This window comes from Clostridia bacterium (assembly GCA_026414765.1).
Taxonomy (GTDB): Bacteria; Bacillota; Clostridia; order Acetivibrionales; family DSM-27016; genus SKW86.
In genome coordinates this window covers 1-14,970 of sequence record JAOAIJ010000020.1, presented here as the reverse complement: position 1 = coordinate 14,970, position 14,970 = coordinate 1, and the positions used below count along the sequence as shown (strand labels likewise).

Genomic DNA, 14,970 nt, shown 5'->3' with positions numbered 1-14,970 from the left:
ATTCAGTCGCCGGTATGGCTTATACTGAATTGAAAACTCCTTACAGATTCAACTATTCCCTATGCAGATTAATTCATTAAGTAAATCTTTATACACTGAATCCCCATGCTTTAGAATTCCGAAACCGCGACTGCAAAGGCTTGAACACCCTGAAATTGTTAAGTTATACAAACAATTACATATTTCCTTATAGCTAAGCCCACACAAAACTCTTAGCGCATAGACTGTAAAAGCCCTGAACTCAAGCACTTTACCCCTACATCTTGATTCCTTAAGTTTACTATCCTCCAGCATCAGCTTGTCCGAGATATATGACATGACTTTGACAGGCAGTAAATCCCTCAAAATAATTCTTCTACCGCTAACATACTGATATTCTGTAGTAATCAATAATTTCTTATTAATCTCCTTGAAACTACCAACGTCTCTTTGGTGGCTTACAAATGCAAAATACCTATCTACAAATCTATTCTCATCTTCCACATTAAAGAGTCCTTTTATAAAACTCTTATCAACCAATCCATATATATCTTTTCTTTTACCAAGATAAATACCATAGGAGGAATACTTGTAATCTTGTTCTTTACCACTGAAACCATCCAAGTCTTGAGGATTGTTATGAATATAAGCTGAAACCGCAAGATTATACTCATCTGTATCCAACACCCTACTTTCAAATCTATCCTGGAAAACATGACCATGCCTTTTATACTTTATATTGTAATATCTTACATATGCGGTATTGGTACAGTGCATAAACTTTGACACATCAAACCCCTTTGGATCAAGCTGAATGTGTAAATGGTTATTCATCAGACAATATGCATATATGCTGCACTTATATTTTTCAGTGTATCTTTTTAGCAATTCAAGATATTTATTTTTATCATCATCATCTCTGAATAAAAAAAATTCGGATATACTGCGGCACATTATATGAAAAATCGCCTGTGGATTTTTCTGTCGGGCTTTTCTTGGCATATACTCACCACCAAAACCTTTTTCTATATCTTATCACAGAACACTTGTTCGGTAAAGTTATTTTGTAAATTATCTCTTTTTTGAGAAGTGTCCCCAACATAGAAGTGTCCCCAACAAATATCTTTCAAAACTGCTAAAAGTTTTATATAATACATAAATATAAATAGTTATTTAACAGACTAAGTCTTTTCACTAAATAAAAACATGGAGGTTACCATGAAAATCGGTATAATAATCCATTCTTTTACCGGCAATACCTTTTCTATTGCCCAAAAACTCCATGACAGCCTTACAAAAGCAGGGCATGTAGTCAACCTTGAGCAAATTAAGCTGACTGGCGGCGAACAACCTAATATGAAGGATTTTAAAATCGAGATTTACCCTGATATAAGTCCATATGATGCCTTGATATTTGGCGCACCAGTAAGAGGTTTTTCTCTATCTCCGGTAATGAGAGTCTATTTGGAGCAATTGGTATCGCTGCAAGATAAAAAATTAATTTGTTTTGTCACACAATTCTTCCCCTACCAATGGATGGGAGGAAACCGGGCAATTACACAGTTCAGAAAAGCTTGCGGACAAAAAAGAGGAACCGTCTGCAGTACGGGAATCGCTAATTGGAAGAATAAAAGTCGTGAAAAGAAGATTACAGAAATGGTTGAAGAATTCTGCAAATTATTTTAAGTTTAAGAAAAGCTGATTATGAATAAATAATGGCCCACAATTTGTGCAGGCCATTATTTTCTATCTAATTTTTTATTCTTCTATTTTCGGTAGATTAGCCATACTTGCTTTAACTGAGTCCTCTGAATACTCAATATCATCTAGCTTTCCACTGAAATAATTGTCATATGCTGCAAAATCAAAATAACCGTGTCCACTGAGGTTAAAGAGTATAACCTGTTCCTTACCGGCTTCCTTAGCTCTTAAAGCTTCATCTATAGCAGCTCTTATAGCATGTGAAGATTCGGGAGCAGGCACTATCCCTTCAGAACGTGCAAACATAACCGCTGCATCAAATACGGCTTTCTGTCCAAACGCCTGCGCTTCTATCAGTCCGTCATGGTACAGTTGGCTGACTATAGGTGAATCCCCATGGTATCTTAATCCGCCCGCATGTATACCTGCGGGTACAAAATCATGACCGAGAGTATACATTTTTGTTATTGGTGCCACCTTTGCAGTATCACCGTAATCAAATGCAAATATACCTTTTGTCAATGTAGGACATGCTGTAGGTTCAACTGCCACAGCTCTTACCTTTTGTCCCTTGAACTTATCCATGAGGAAAGGAAATGTTATGCCGGCGAAATTACTTCCGCCTCCGCAGCATGCAAAAATAACATCCGGATATTCATCTACCATCTCAAGCTGCTTTTTAGCTTCCAGTCCGATTATCGTCTGATGCATACATACATGGTTCAGAACGCTTCCAAGTGCATAATTTGTATCTGCATGAGTTGCTGCATCTTCTACAGCTTCACTTATAGCTATACCAAGGCTGCCTGTACAATCCGGATCACTTTCAAGAATACCTCTTCCACAGTTTGTGAGACTGCTTGGACTGGCTATCACTTCCGCCCCGAAGGTTTGCATGAATGAGCGTCTGTACGGCTTTTGCTGATAACTTACTTTTACCATATATACTGTACATTCAAGACCGAAATGGCTGGAGGCGAGGCTCAATGCACTCCCCCACTGACCTGCACCGGTTTCTGTTGCAAGACGCTTTATTCCTGCTTCTTTATTGTAATACGCCTGAGGCAGGGATGTATTCAATTTATGACTGCCTGTAGCATTTGTTCCCTCATATTTATAATATATCCTTGCCGGAGTATCCAGAAGTTTTTCTAGACCCCTTGCTCTATATAGAGGAGATGGCCTCCACTGCTTGTACATTTCCCTTACTTCAACTGGGATATCAACCCACCTATCTGTGGCCATTTCCTGTAAAATCAATTCCTTGGGAAATATTACGCTCATCTCTTCAAGAGTGGCAATTTTTCCTGTAGCAGGACTATAAAAAGGAGCCGGTTTATTTGGCATATCAGCAATAACATTGTACCACTGTTTAGGTATTTCACTCTCATCAAGCAGGATTTTTGTTACCTCATTTTTACTCAACTTACTCACCTAACTCATCTCCTCACAAAATATTGGTAGCTGATTGTTATTTTAATAAAAAATCAGTATTATAGCAATATAAAATTTAGGAAGGTTTCTTCAGTATGTTTAGTAAAGTATCAATATCCGTACAATTAACTATATCTTCCCTGGTAAGCCATCCTTTTCTCGCAACATTTATCCCGTAATATATATCATTTATGCCGTCCAGCCTATGAGCATCTGGACAAACAGCAAATTTACATCCCGCCTCTTTTGCAGTTTTACAATAACGCCAATCCAGATCAAGTCTGTGTGGATTTGCATTAATTTCAAGTACTACTCCGCATTTACCTGCAATTTTGATTATTTCATCAAGATTTATCCTGAATGGCTCCCGTGCAAGCAAAATTCTCCCTGTGGGGTGCCCAAGAATTTTAATGTGTTCATTTTTCATTGCCTTTATTACACGGTCTGTCATCTTATCCTCTTCCATATTAAAGGACGAGTGAACAGAAGCTATAGTAAAATCAAACCAGGACAATACTTCATCGTTGTAATCAACGCTTCCGTCAGGCAGTATGTCCAATTCTATCCCTTTAAGAATCTTAAAGCCCTTATACTTATAATTAAGTCTGTCAATTTCCTCATGCTGCCTCTTTATATTATCAAGCCTCAATCCTCCGGCATAATATGCCGTCTCACTATGGTCAGTGATTCCCATATAGACATACCCTTTTTCCATACAATATTCTGCCAACTCTGAAATGGAATTTGCCCCATCACTGTATTCTGAGTGCACATGTAGTATTCCCTTTATATCTTCAGTTCTCACAAGTTCCGGAAGCAATCCTTTTCCGGCAGCCTCAATTTCTCCGTTGTTTTCCCGTAATTCAGGCGGTATGAAGGACATGCCGAATACCTTGAATATATCCTCTTCAGATGAACAATTTACTTGTGTATCACCCTTGAAGAGGCCATATTCATTAACCTTTATCCCTTTTTGCTTTGCAATGTGTCTGAGAGCAGTATTATGCTCTTTACTCCCTGTAAAATGATGAAGCGCATATGGGTACACTTCATCTGAAACAACTCTTATATCAGCATTTATCCCTGTAGAAAGTATTACACTTGATTTTGTCCCACCCTTTGACGTTACCCTCTCTACTAAAGGATGAGATGTGAATAAATCCATTACTTTATCACTGTCATTGCTGCTTACAAGTATGTCAATATCTTTGACAATCTCTTTTTTTCTTCTGAGACTCCCTCCCTCACTGCATCTGATAACCGATTCATTTTTTCTTAAGTCAGCCAGGATTTCATCTGCAAGTCTCTTTGCATGAGGAAAGTGATATTGTCCTGTATACTTGTCCAGATTCTCTATACCCTCAAGTACCTTCAATTGTGTTTTTTGTCCGAAACCCGGAAGTTTGGCTAGCCTGTTTTCTTCACAAGCATATTTGAGTTCACCTATGGTAGTGATCTTCAATTCTTCATATATTGTCCAGATTTTTTTCGGTCCAAGACCTGATATTTTCAGCATATCCATGAGACCACCAGGTATTGATTCCTTAAGTTTATCATAATAATCCAGCTTTCCTGTCGTTACGAGTTCTGTGATCTTACTACATAAAGCCTCACCAATACCTTTAATCCCTTTCAGTCTGTTTTCATTAATCAATATTTCCAGGTTTTCTTCCAGTAGCTCCACTGTCCTTGCCGCATCATAGTAAGCTTTTGATTTAAAAAAGCTTTCTCCCTTTATTTCCAAAAGTGTCCCTATATTATTAAGTATCGTACTCACTTCATGTTTATCCATAAAAGCCTCCGGTAAAAGCTATAAATTCCTTTATAAGTAACTCTCCATAATAGGTTTGAACTCATACAGGCCAGTTACTCTGCTCCGTCTACTGTAGTTAAATAATACTACGTATTTTCCCCGGTTAAGATCACTGATACCAAGTTCGCTTAAAACATCCTTACTAAAAATCTCAAAATGCACTGATTTATATATTTGTTTTGGCGGTACTCCCTTAAAATCAGGCAAGTACAGACTTATATTCTGCTCACTCTTTAAAAAATCAAAGCACCATTCTTTGAATCCCTGCATAACTTCTCTTTCTATACCTTCAGGAAGATTATTAGAATTATCAGAAGACAAAAAATCCAGTTTTAAGATCTCATTTATAAATCCTTTCCTGTCCGGAGCTATATCCTTTAGAAAATCATAAAGGATGCTATAAAGAGTCCTGCTTGATGGAGGTTTGTTCATAAACCCTTTTGTTCTGTAATATGCTGACAAATGCTCATAAAATTCAAAGGCTGACATAAACAATCTATTCATAATATATTCCAAAATGTGAATAAATCTCCCTGAATTGTAGTATCTCTCTACCATTTCCTCCAGTTCCTTCAAAGAAAGAATTTCATTGAATCCAATATACTTATTGGAGAGAATTTCGTAAGGGGCATACTCCTTAAAAATATAGTCATACTCACCGGCTCTTTCCCTGATACTTGAACCCTTCAGCAATTTCAGGAATCCCAGTTGCAATTGATGTGGTTTTATACTATAAGCCTCATTAAAGGAATTTTTAAAGGAGTTCATCCCTTCGCCAGGCAGTCCTGCAATCAAATCCATATGAATGTGAATATTTCCCAACATTTTCAACCTATTTGTATTCTCAAACAACTTAACAAGGTTTGTTTTTCTGTTTATTACTTCAAAAGTCTCCTCATTTGTTGTCTGTACACCGATTTCAAACTGAATAAGTCCTTCCGGTGCATTTTTCAGAATCTCAATCATTTCATCATCAAATAAATCTGCTGCCACTTCAAAATGAAAGTTCGTCTTAATCCCGGATCTACTTTTCTGAATTATGAATTTAAATATCTGTTTTGCTCTGTTCCTGTTACAGTTAAATGTCCTGTCAACAAACTTAATCTGGGCAACTCCAGCCTCAATTAACCGGTTTAAATCTTCTTCCACCCTGTCCATCGAAAAATACCTAACCCCGTCAAAGGTAGATGAAAGACAGTAGGTACATGAAAAAGGACATCCTCTTGAAGACTCATAGTAGACTATTCTCTTATTCAGGGAAAAAATCATTTCTGAAGTATATGGGGAAGGAATGGAGTCCAGATCGTTTATCATTTGATATTCCGTATTCGAATAAACCTTTCCGTTTATTCTTGCTGTCAAGCCTTTAATCCCATACAGCCCATCTCTTTTATCAAATTTTTCCGCAATCAATAAGTGTTTGAATACACTTTCTCCTTCTCCAATAATCACATAATCAATAAATGTATACCTCTCCAGTATTTGAACTGAATCAAAAGATACTTCAGGCCCTCCCAAAGCTACTTTTATACCGGGACAAATCTTTTTGAGATTTTCTGCAATCTTCAAAACAATATCAATATTCCAGATATAACACGAAAAAGCTACCAGATCAGCTTTTCCCCGGTAAATATCAGACAATATGGAATCAATACTGTCATTGATGGTAAATTCCTTTATGGTGATTTCACCCGGTTCCTCCCCACAACTGGCTTTCAAATACCACGGTGCAAGTGAAGAATGTATATATTTTGAATTCAATGCTACTATAAGTGTTTTCATATTTTCCTCTCATCTTACCAGCCTCGAGGACATTATATAAAACACATATAAAATAATCAAGGCAATCATATATTTATCATTCCATAAGTTTCAGCCATTCTGTAAAAATCCCGCACAGATAATCCAGTATTCCCTTGCGTTCTACGTCCGAACCAATTTCCAGAGGTGATTCAGCAATAACCTTGTCGTTTAAGACGTATCTGATATTACCAATCCTTGTACCAGCTTTTACCGGAGCCTTCAGCTTCTCCTGTCCGATGTTTACTTCTTTTACCAAAGCATCCATTTCGTCCTGCCTTAAAGGAAGTTTAATACTTCTGCTTGCATTTACAGGGATACTTTCCTGCAAACCTTTTATTACAGGTAAAACTGCAACACTTTCTGCCTTTGAAATAAGCTTGTGCAATTTATAGTTTTCAAATGCATAATCCAATATGCTTTTACTACTTTGCGCCCTTGCATTTCTTGTTGGAGACCCCAGTGTAACAGAGATAATCCGCCAGTTGTTTCTCGTGGCAGAAGTCACAAGGCACCTCCCTGCCTTGCCAGTATATCCTGTCTTAACCCCGTCAGCGCCCTGGTAAGCATATAACATTTCGTTTGTATTGTGCAGGTTTCGCCCGGGTATACTCGCAATTTGAGTTCTTACAATATTTGAGAATGTTTTGTTCTTTAGTGCATACCGCGCTATTACAGCCAGATCATATGCAGTAGAATAATGTCCGTCCATATCGAGCCCATGGGGTGACTTGAAGGAACTGTTCTTTGCCCCCAGATCATGTGCTTTTTTAGTCATCATTTCACAAAAATTCTCTACGGTCCCGCCTATATGTTCTGCAATAGCAATAGCAGCATCATTTCCAGAATTCAGCATGAGTCCGTATAATAACTCCCGAAGCTTAAGCTTCTGACCCTCTTTCAGTTTGATAGTAGAGCCCCATACACTTGCTGCCCTCTTGCTTACTGTAACTTCATCGTCTAAATTTCCATTTTCTAATGCAAGTATAGCTGTAACTATCTTTGTTGTACTTGCTATTGCTCTTTTAGAATATGCATTTTTTTCATATATCACTCTTCCGCTTTCAGTATCTATTACTATTGCAGCCATTGCATTAATATTTGGCACTTTTGAACCAACATCGTTGACATTGCTTGAAAATGTTGGCATACTTGGCTTTCCTTCATAAATATCATCAGCATAGATGCTTGATGATAAAAGCAAACTGACTATCAATAAACAGCATAAGTTAAGTAAAATCTTCTTTTTTGACATAGCTACGCCTTCCTTTATTCAAAATACATATAGAAATATATGAGCTTATCTATGAGTTTATAAGTAGATTTATTGATTTTGACCACCAAGATCAATCTAGTATACAAACATATTAAATCCGGTGTGGAAAATGCCGATATATATAGTGAATGTCAATTGAGTTCCTTACTATAGAATAGTGTGTTAAGGAAAGGAGGGTGTCATATGGGTGACAACATAATCTTTATCGATGAGTTCATAAAAATAAGCTCAATGAACAACGATATATACATGGAATCATTAAAGAAAGGTTGCTCTTTTGACCACCTCAATTCCATACTGATATCACACCCTCAAATCAGTATCTCAAATTATAATGCAGTTAAATCCATCCTAAATTCAGCACCTCATCCTGCAGAGAAAATCGGGATGCTAAAAGAGAGGATTGTCATAGATTTCTCAAGTGATTGCCTTGAAGCGTACATTACATATAATATGACCAAGGAAGAACTCGATATTAAGAACAGGGAAAACCTAATAAGGGAAACAGACGCAAAAATCGCCCAAGCTGGAATAATTACAGGGGTTACAAAAGATTTTTTCATGAATGAAATTCATAGCGCCAAACGTTATTTGATAGCCAAAGGGATACCTCCTATAAAAGGAAACGATTCTGTTATCAAAATGTACAAGCTCGAAGACTCCAAACCCGAAATCAACAAGGACGGTACGGTTGATTTTTATGAACTTCGGCTTATTAACAGGGTCAAAGCAGGAGACTGGCTGGGTGAAAGACTGGAAGCAACCAAAGGTGTTCCTGGAACAAACATAAAAGGCGAACCCATCAAATCTTTAGATGGTAAAAATATAAACTTGAACTATGATAAAAATTCGGTTATGGAAATATCGGAAAACAATATAACTACTCTGTATTCAAAGATCAATGGCGCTGTAAGCTACTGCGGCGATAAGATCATGGTCTCAAATCATTTGGAAATAGATGGTGATGTTGATTTTAAAACAGGAAACATAAAGTTTGACGGCTATGTGACTATAAAAGGAACAGTAACTGACGGTTTTTACGTAGAGGCTACTAAGGATATAGAAATTAACGGACAGTTGGGTCTTGGAAACGTTAAAGGAATTACCAGTACCCATGGCAGTATTTTCATTAAAGGCGGTATTGCTTCAAAAGGCCACGTAGAAATAAAAGCGGCAAAAAACGTCTTCACAAAATTTGTTGACGATACTACTATTAACTGCGGAGGTACTATTCATATAGGATTTTACTGTATAAACAGCACTTTAAAGGCGAAGGAAGTAATAATAGATTCTTCAGGCGGACATATAATCGGCGGTAATATCTCGGCTGAAATACGTGTAGTCGTACCTATAGCCGGTTCTGAAATGGAGAAAAAGACAGTAATAGAAGTAACCGGTTTTAACCGGGATGCTCTAAATGAAGAATTGCAGGAAATATTTAGTAAAATAAATGCATTGAAAGCTGAACAGCAAAAGATCAAGCAGCTTCTGGCTCACTTTGACGGACATGGCCAGTTAAACCCTTTTCAGAGGAAAGAATACAATGAGAATTATGAAAGAATGACCTACATCAAAGACAAAATCAAAGAACTGGAAGAAAACAAGAAAGATATCGCAGGGTATTTGAAAGCACGTGGAGAAGGCGAAATAAACATAACAAAAAAAGCCTACCCCAACTGTACACTACACATCAGGAAAAGTATCTTTGAAATCACGACTGTCACACTTCCAACAATATACTATTATCAGGATGGAGAACTGAAGCACACATAATTCAGTTGTTAGCTTTTCTAAAATTACTACAATTTGTATAATTTTCAAATATTCTACCCTGGTTTTGAATTTTTGCCTGTTTAATCAACAGGTTTTTTTATGTTTTATGCTATAAATAATCTATGATTCTTTATGATTTTATTTAGATACCAGACTTTATTTATTTTCCATACTCAAAATTACTATTCCCGTTATTAGATGTTAACCATAATAAAAAGAAAAGCTGAAGGACATAATTATTATAGTATAAACTTTATAAGCGCTATATTTACTGAAAAGAGCAGATAAAGAAATTCAGAACACGGAATTTATTATAAATATAAACCATAGTCAGGAGGTTTTATGAAAAAAAGTATACTTATAATCTCTTCAGACTATACAGGGCACGGGCATAAAAGCATTACCGACTCTTTGAAAGAACAATTCAGAAAACATGCCGGTGTGGAAGTTCATGTAGTTGATGGTTTTGCTCTTGGTGGAAATGTAGGTTTAAAAATAGGAAAACTTTATGGATCAGTTACCAGAAATGCAAAGGAATTATGGAAAATTTTCTGGGATATAGCTATAAGAACACCCGTGCTGATGAATGAGTTTATGGAAATCTCAGTCCGTGACAGCTTCCTGAAGCTTATACAAGAAGTAAAGCCTGACTTGATTATCTGTGTCCATGCAAATTTTAACGGATCATTACTAAATATAATGAAGAAAAACAAACTCAATATACCTTTTGTTGTATTAATTGCTGACCTGGTTACAATAACTCCCTTATGGGCTGATCCCAGAGCTGATTATACTATTTGTCCCACAATTGAATCAAAATATAAGTGTCTTGAGTTCGGTGTACCAGAATCTAAGCTAAGGGTCATAGGCTTTCCCAGCAGAGAAAAATTCTGTGATCACTTGCTTAAAAAACAGGATAAACCCATTAAGCATGATTTATTTGAAAAGGATTTTACAGAAATCCCGATTAATTGCTTGATTATGAGTGGTGGAGAAGGCGTGGGCAACATGAGAAGAGTTGCAGAAATCCTACTGAAAAATTTTAACTGCAGAGTAAAAATCATTGCCGGCCGTAATAAAATGCTAAAAACCAGGCTGGAGTTGACACTCAAGGAAAAATACAACGATAGAGTCGAAATATTCGGCTTTGTAGAAAATGTACAAGACTTCATGCTTGAGTCAGACATCACCTTTGTTAGAGGTAGCCCTAATGTTATGATGGAAGCAGTTCTATGCAATACTCCAATGGTAATAACAGGTGCTCTCCCTGGCCAAGAAGAGGGAAACCCCGGATACGCGGAAAAATATAACCTCGGTGTAGTCTGTAAAGAACTTAAGAATCTTAAGAAAGTAGTAAGCGGCCTTCTTACAGATAATGCAAAAATGTTGAAGCAAATCAGGGAATCACAGAGAAATTTCAGAAACCCCGATATCGCCGGGGAAATTGTCAATTTTCTTTTAAACATAGAAAAGGGAGAGACAGTAGTTTCCCATCTCCCACGGAAAAAGTTCAGGAGAATTGACAGCATCCGGAGCTTTGTACAAAAAGCAGGTAAACATTAAACAAAACCCGGCAATTCTGCCGGGTTTTAATTTATCTGTATTCCGCTCCCCCATCGATGGTGATTCTAACCTTGGTAACAGGTATTGATTTTCCCGAACGCTCCGTAGCCATATCTACAGCCCTTACAATGCCCGAACAGCAAGGAACTTCCATGTGGGCAACTGTTATGCTTTTAATACTGTTGCCGTCAATTATTTCTGTGAGTTTTTCTGTATAGTACTGTATATCATCAAGCTTTGGACAGCCGATAACAACAACTTTACCCTTCAATAAATCCAAATGGTAGTTTGCGTAGGCAAAAGGAACACAGTCTGCTGTTACTAGCAGGTCAGCATTTTCAAAGTATGGTGCATTCACCGGCACAAGGCTTAGTTGTACTGGCCACTGCCTGAGCTGAGGCTTGATTTTGATTTCAATATCGCTATTCTCCACAGTTGAAGCCTTCTGTGTGCTTACACTATCTTTTCCGAACATTCTCATTCTGCTTCCCGGACAACCTCCCACTCCATGATGATGAACAGTTGTATCACGCGTTGATTCTCCCTTAGTTTTTTTCACAAACTCCAATGCCTCTTCCTCATTAAAATCTTCCGCTTCCCTTTCAATTATGTGTAATGCATCCATAGGACAATGTCCAAGACATGCTCCAAGACCATCACAGTATGAATCCTTTACAAGCTTCGCTTTTCCATTAATTATCTGAATCGCACCTTCTGCACAGTTCGGCACACACAATCCGCATCCATTACATTTTTCTTGATCTATTTTAATAATCTTTCTCACTGCCATAATATTTTTCCTCCTCAAAATTTTTCTGTTTTGTTTGTCTTCAGATTTAACATTTCAATGAGCCTGTTGTATGTATTTTATATTTTAGAAACATCAAACCTATACCCAGATTATACTTCATTTTTGAATTGAATTCTGTGATATAAATCATACCTTAATATGTTTTTTAGCACAACAAAAAGGAATCCGGAAAGCAACCGGACTCCTTTTCTTTTACAAACAACTATAGTTTGCTTTAAAAGCATATCATAAAAGTTTTTTTATATTTAGCATTTTAGCATCTAAATAACAGAAGCAACTTTTATACTGTTGAACTGTCATCTTCCATATTTATGCCGCACTGTCGTTTGTCAACTTCAGCTTATCCAGAATGTAGAAAATCAAGCTTAATGCCATTCCTACAACTGTTGCGAGAGCCATGCCCTTTAAAGGAACATCACCTAGTTTGACTGATATTCCACTTAAACCAACGATAAATACAACAGCTGTGAGTATAAGGTTTCTTGATTTGCTGTAATCCACCTTTGCTTCTACTATCATCCTTATACCTGAAGCAGCTATAACACCAAACAGTAGTATTGTAATGCCGCCCATAACAGGACCCGGTATACTGGAAATTACACCTGAAAGCTTTCCAATAAAAGCAAGTATTATGGAAATAACGGCAGCGCCACCTATAACCCATACGCTGTATACTCTTGTTATAGCCATAACACCCATGTTCTCTCCATAGGTAGTAGTTGGAACAGAACCGGAGAAACCGGACAAGATGGTTGATAATCCATCTCCGAGTAAGGACCTGTGCAAGCCAGGGTCTTTAGCAAGGTCTCGCCCTACTATATTGCTTGTTACAAACAAATGGCCTATATGTTCTGATATTACAACCAGCGCAGCAGGTGCAATTATCAGCATTACATTGAAATCAAAAGTAGGTAAAACAAATTGAGGGATAACAAACCAATCTTTTCCTGTTATTGCTTCTGTTTTTACATATCCCATAGCTGCTGACAGCGCATATCCGGCAACAACAGCAAATAGTACGGGAATTACGCCAAGGAAGCCTCTGAATAAAAGGGAGCCAAGTATTACCACAGCAAGTGTGACTATTGATATAATAACTGCTTTTGAGTCATAAAGCCCTGTTTTCGGGTCAGGGAGTAATCCCGCATTCCCTGCTGCAATACCTGCAAGTTCAAGTCCAATCAGAGCAACTATAGGACCCATTGTTGCAGGAGGTAATACTACACCAAGCCATTTAGTCCCTACAGCACCTATGATCAGTGCAGTAATTGAGAATATTATGCCAGCCAGTATAAAACCTCCTAACGCTTTTGAAAAGTTTAGTTCTTTATCTCCTGAGATTGATAAAACCGCACTTACAGGAGCCAAAAATGCAAAACTGGAACCTAGAAATGCTGGCGCCTTCCCTTTACACAAAAACAAATAAATCAAGGTTCCTATACCGTTCATGAGTAAAACAAGAGCAGGGTCTATTACCTGTTTGCCCGCCCATGAATTAAACAAAAACGGAACTAAAACTGATGCACCGAACATTGCAAACAAATGCTGAAAACTAAGAGGTAAACCTTGGAGTAGTGGCACTTTTTCTTCAACCTGTATTACTTTTCTTTGCATAATTTACCTTCCCCCTATTTATTATTTACTTAATATACTGACAAGTCTCAATAAAAAATATTCCGAGAATTGTCCATATATGAAATACAATAAAAATCCCATAAAAAAAGCTCCATACCTACGACCGGTAAGAAGCTTGTCTCCCAAAAATAACAAAGAATAAACTTTACCAGCCTCACAGGGCTAATTTAAAAGTTTCACTGTATTCAAATTTTATTTTCTCTTACACTATACCACAAAGAGGAAAAATAGTCCACATAAATTTCGACAAAAAATTCACATCTTTAAGCCAAATCTTTCTACTTATATTAGAAGATATTTTAGAAACAATAATTATTAAGGAGGTGATATCATGGCAAACAACAGCAAAACATCATTCGAAAACATGAAGTATGAAATAGCTAAAGAAGTAGGCGTTAATTTAAAGCAGGGTTACAACGGTGACCTCGCTGCTAGAGACGCTGGTAGAATAGGTGGAAATATCGTTAAGAAGGTATTCGAATCCTACACTGGCAAAAACTACAACAATCAGTAATAGTAATTAATATAAAAATAGCAGGAGAAATTCTCCTGCTATTTTTATTTTTTGGCGAAACCGCCGCAGCCGCACTTGTCGCCTGCCAAACACTCATTATTGTTTACATCGCATTTGCCCTTTATTGATTTGATTTCGGGTGAAAGTTCCCTTCCGGCTTCAAAATTCTTATCGGGCTTAAAGCTTTTGCAGTCTTTACATACCATAATGCAAACCTCCTATTACATACTCGTCGATGATTGAATATTGCTTACGTCCTGCTGAGCTCTGCTGACATCCTGCTGGCTTGCGTTCTGGACCTGGTACCAGCCCTTTTGGGTCATCAGATCATATATTTGCTTCTGGTGCTGGAATACTTTAGTAAGTATGTTTGTAGCGTCATTTCTCAGGAACTGATTGTTGCTTTCGAGTATCATATTGGTCATTGATGAAGCGCTGTGTTTATGTTGATCCAATAAAACATTGAGAATATCCTTATCTGACAAGTTTTTCATTTTTCTCCTCCTTACTGTATATTAGCGGTATTAATATGTTTTATGAGCGTCTGCAAATCGTTCTGATGGTCTGCTGCCATCTGCTGGCAAAGATTACGCACCTGGGGGTCTGTACTCATTTCGGCACAGCTCTTAATGAAGTTAATACTGTTCCTGTCTCTTATACACATCTGACGC

At 37.3% G+C, this 14,970-nt stretch carries 13 protein-coding genes; 4 read left to right on the top strand and 9 right to left on the bottom strand.

Translation table 11 applies throughout. The features are described 5' to 3' along the window. Window positions 1–48: 48 nt before the first annotated feature. The gene (locus tag N3I35_07555; protein ID MCX8129937.1) at window positions 49–981 is read right to left on the bottom strand and encodes a transposase; all 933 of its coding nucleotides are present in this window, start codon (window positions 979–981) and stop codon (window positions 49–51) included. A gap of 216 nt (window positions 982–1,197) precedes the next feature. Between N3I35_07555 and N3I35_07550 the strand changes: the two genes are divergently transcribed. Beyond that, complete coding sequence (locus N3I35_07550; protein MCX8129936.1) at window positions 1,198–1,665, top strand: flavodoxin domain-containing protein; 468 nt, start codon at window positions 1,198–1,200, stop codon at window positions 1,663–1,665. A 72-nt stretch (window positions 1,666–1,737) separates the two neighbouring features. Here the strand turns inward: N3I35_07550 and N3I35_07545 are convergent, their stop codons facing one another. The 4 genes from N3I35_07545 to N3I35_07530 all read right to left on the bottom strand — a co-directional run bounded on the left by N3I35_07545 (window position 1,738) and on the right by N3I35_07530 (window position 7,982). Continuing rightward, window positions 1,738–3,105, bottom strand: coding sequence for a TrpB-like pyridoxal phosphate-dependent enzyme (locus N3I35_07545; protein ID MCX8129935.1), 1,368 nt, complete (start codon window positions 3,103–3,105; stop codon window positions 1,738–1,740). A gap of 85 nt (window positions 3,106–3,190) precedes the next feature. Further along, a complete protein-coding gene (polX, locus tag N3I35_07540; protein MCX8129934.1) occupies window positions 3,191–4,906 on the bottom strand; it encodes a DNA polymerase/3'-5' exonuclease PolX in 1,716 nt (571 codons plus the stop codon). 30 nt (window positions 4,907–4,936) lie between these two features. Further along, window positions 4,937–6,709: a B12-binding domain-containing radical SAM protein gene (locus tag N3I35_07535; protein ID MCX8129933.1), complete on the bottom strand. Its 1,773-nt coding sequence runs from the start codon at window positions 6,707–6,709 to the stop codon at window positions 4,937–4,939. Between the two features lie 76 nt (window positions 6,710–6,785). Beyond that, the gene (locus N3I35_07530; protein ID MCX8129932.1) at window positions 6,786–7,982 is read right to left on the bottom strand and encodes a D-alanyl-D-alanine carboxypeptidase; all 1,197 of its coding nucleotides are present in this window, start codon (window positions 7,980–7,982) and stop codon (window positions 6,786–6,788) included. A 204-nt stretch (window positions 7,983–8,186) separates the two neighbouring features. Here N3I35_07530 and N3I35_07525 point away from each other — a divergent pair, with 204 nt between their 5' ends. Together N3I35_07525 and N3I35_07520 are read left to right on the top strand one after the other, a co-directional pair. Beyond that, a complete protein-coding gene (locus N3I35_07525; protein ID MCX8129931.1) occupies window positions 8,187–9,776 on the top strand; it encodes a FapA family protein in 1,590 nt (529 codons plus the stop codon). A gap of 342 nt (window positions 9,777–10,118) precedes the next feature. Beyond that, entirely contained in the window at window positions 10,119–11,339 is a 1,221-nt protein-coding gene (locus N3I35_07520; protein MCX8129930.1) for a glycosyltransferase, read from the top strand. Between the two features lie 31 nt (window positions 11,340–11,370). On the opposite strand, the gene N3I35_07515 is transcribed toward N3I35_07520, so the two are convergent. Further along, window positions 11,371–12,129 (bottom strand): 4Fe-4S binding protein, encoded by a 759-nt coding sequence (locus N3I35_07515; protein ID MCX8129929.1) that lies wholly within the window; start codon window positions 12,127–12,129, stop codon window positions 11,371–11,373. Between the two features lie 330 nt (window positions 12,130–12,459). Continuing rightward, window positions 12,460–13,764, bottom strand: a complete 1,305-nt coding sequence (gene uraA, locus N3I35_07510) for a uracil permease (protein MCX8129928.1) — start codon at window positions 13,762–13,764, stop codon at window positions 12,460–12,462. A 352-nt stretch (window positions 13,765–14,116) separates the two neighbouring features. Between uraA and N3I35_07505 the strand changes: the two genes are divergently transcribed. After that, window positions 14,117–14,299 (top strand): alpha/beta-type small acid-soluble spore protein, encoded by a 183-nt coding sequence (locus tag N3I35_07505; GenBank protein MCX8129927.1) that lies wholly within the window; start codon window positions 14,117–14,119, stop codon window positions 14,297–14,299. A gap of 44 nt (window positions 14,300–14,343) precedes the next feature. On the opposite strand, the gene N3I35_07500 is transcribed toward N3I35_07505, so the two are convergent. Beyond that, entirely contained in the window at window positions 14,344–14,505 is a 162-nt protein-coding gene (locus tag N3I35_07500) for a hypothetical protein (protein ID MCX8129926.1), read from the bottom strand. Between the two features lie 15 nt (window positions 14,506–14,520). Beyond that, entirely contained in the window at window positions 14,521–14,793 is a 273-nt protein-coding gene (locus tag N3I35_07495; protein ID MCX8129925.1) for a spore coat protein, read from the bottom strand. Window positions 14,794–14,970: the final 177 nt, after the last annotated feature.

Coding starts and splice junctions, on each gene's coding strand:
- polX (MCX8129934.1), bottom strand. CDS start 4,906: ATGGATAAACATGAAGTGAGTACGATACTTAATAATATAGGGACACTT.
- N3I35_07495 (MCX8129925.1), bottom strand. CDS start 14,793: ATGAAAAACTTGTCAGATAAGGATATTCTCAATGTTTTATTGGATCAA.
- N3I35_07535 (MCX8129933.1), bottom strand. CDS start 6,709: ATGAAAACACTTATAGTAGCATTGAATTCAAAATATATACATTCTTCA.
- N3I35_07530 (MCX8129932.1), bottom strand. CDS start 7,982: ATGTCAAAAAAGAAGATTTTACTTAACTTATGCTGTTTATTGATAGTC.
- N3I35_07505 (MCX8129927.1), top strand. CDS start 14,117: ATGGCAAACAACAGCAAAACATCATTCGAAAACATGAAGTATGAAATA.
- N3I35_07550 (MCX8129936.1), top strand. CDS start 1,198: ATGAAAATCGGTATAATAATCCATTCTTTTACCGGCAATACCTTTTCT.
- N3I35_07555 (MCX8129937.1), bottom strand. CDS start 981: ATGCCAAGAAAAGCCCGACAGAAAAATCCACAGGCGATTTTTCATATA.
- N3I35_07515 (MCX8129929.1), bottom strand. CDS start 12,129: ATGGCAGTGAGAAAGATTATTAAAATAGATCAAGAAAAATGTAATGGA.
- N3I35_07500 (MCX8129926.1), bottom strand. CDS start 14,505: ATGGTATGTAAAGACTGCAAAAGCTTTAAGCCCGATAAGAATTTTGAA.
- N3I35_07520 (MCX8129930.1), top strand. CDS start 10,119: ATGAAAAAAAGTATACTTATAATCTCTTCAGACTATACAGGGCACGGG.
- uraA (MCX8129928.1), bottom strand. CDS start 13,764: ATGCAAAGAAAAGTAATACAGGTTGAAGAAAAAGTGCCACTACTCCAA.
- N3I35_07525 (MCX8129931.1), top strand. CDS start 8,187: ATGGGTGACAACATAATCTTTATCGATGAGTTCATAAAAATAAGCTCA.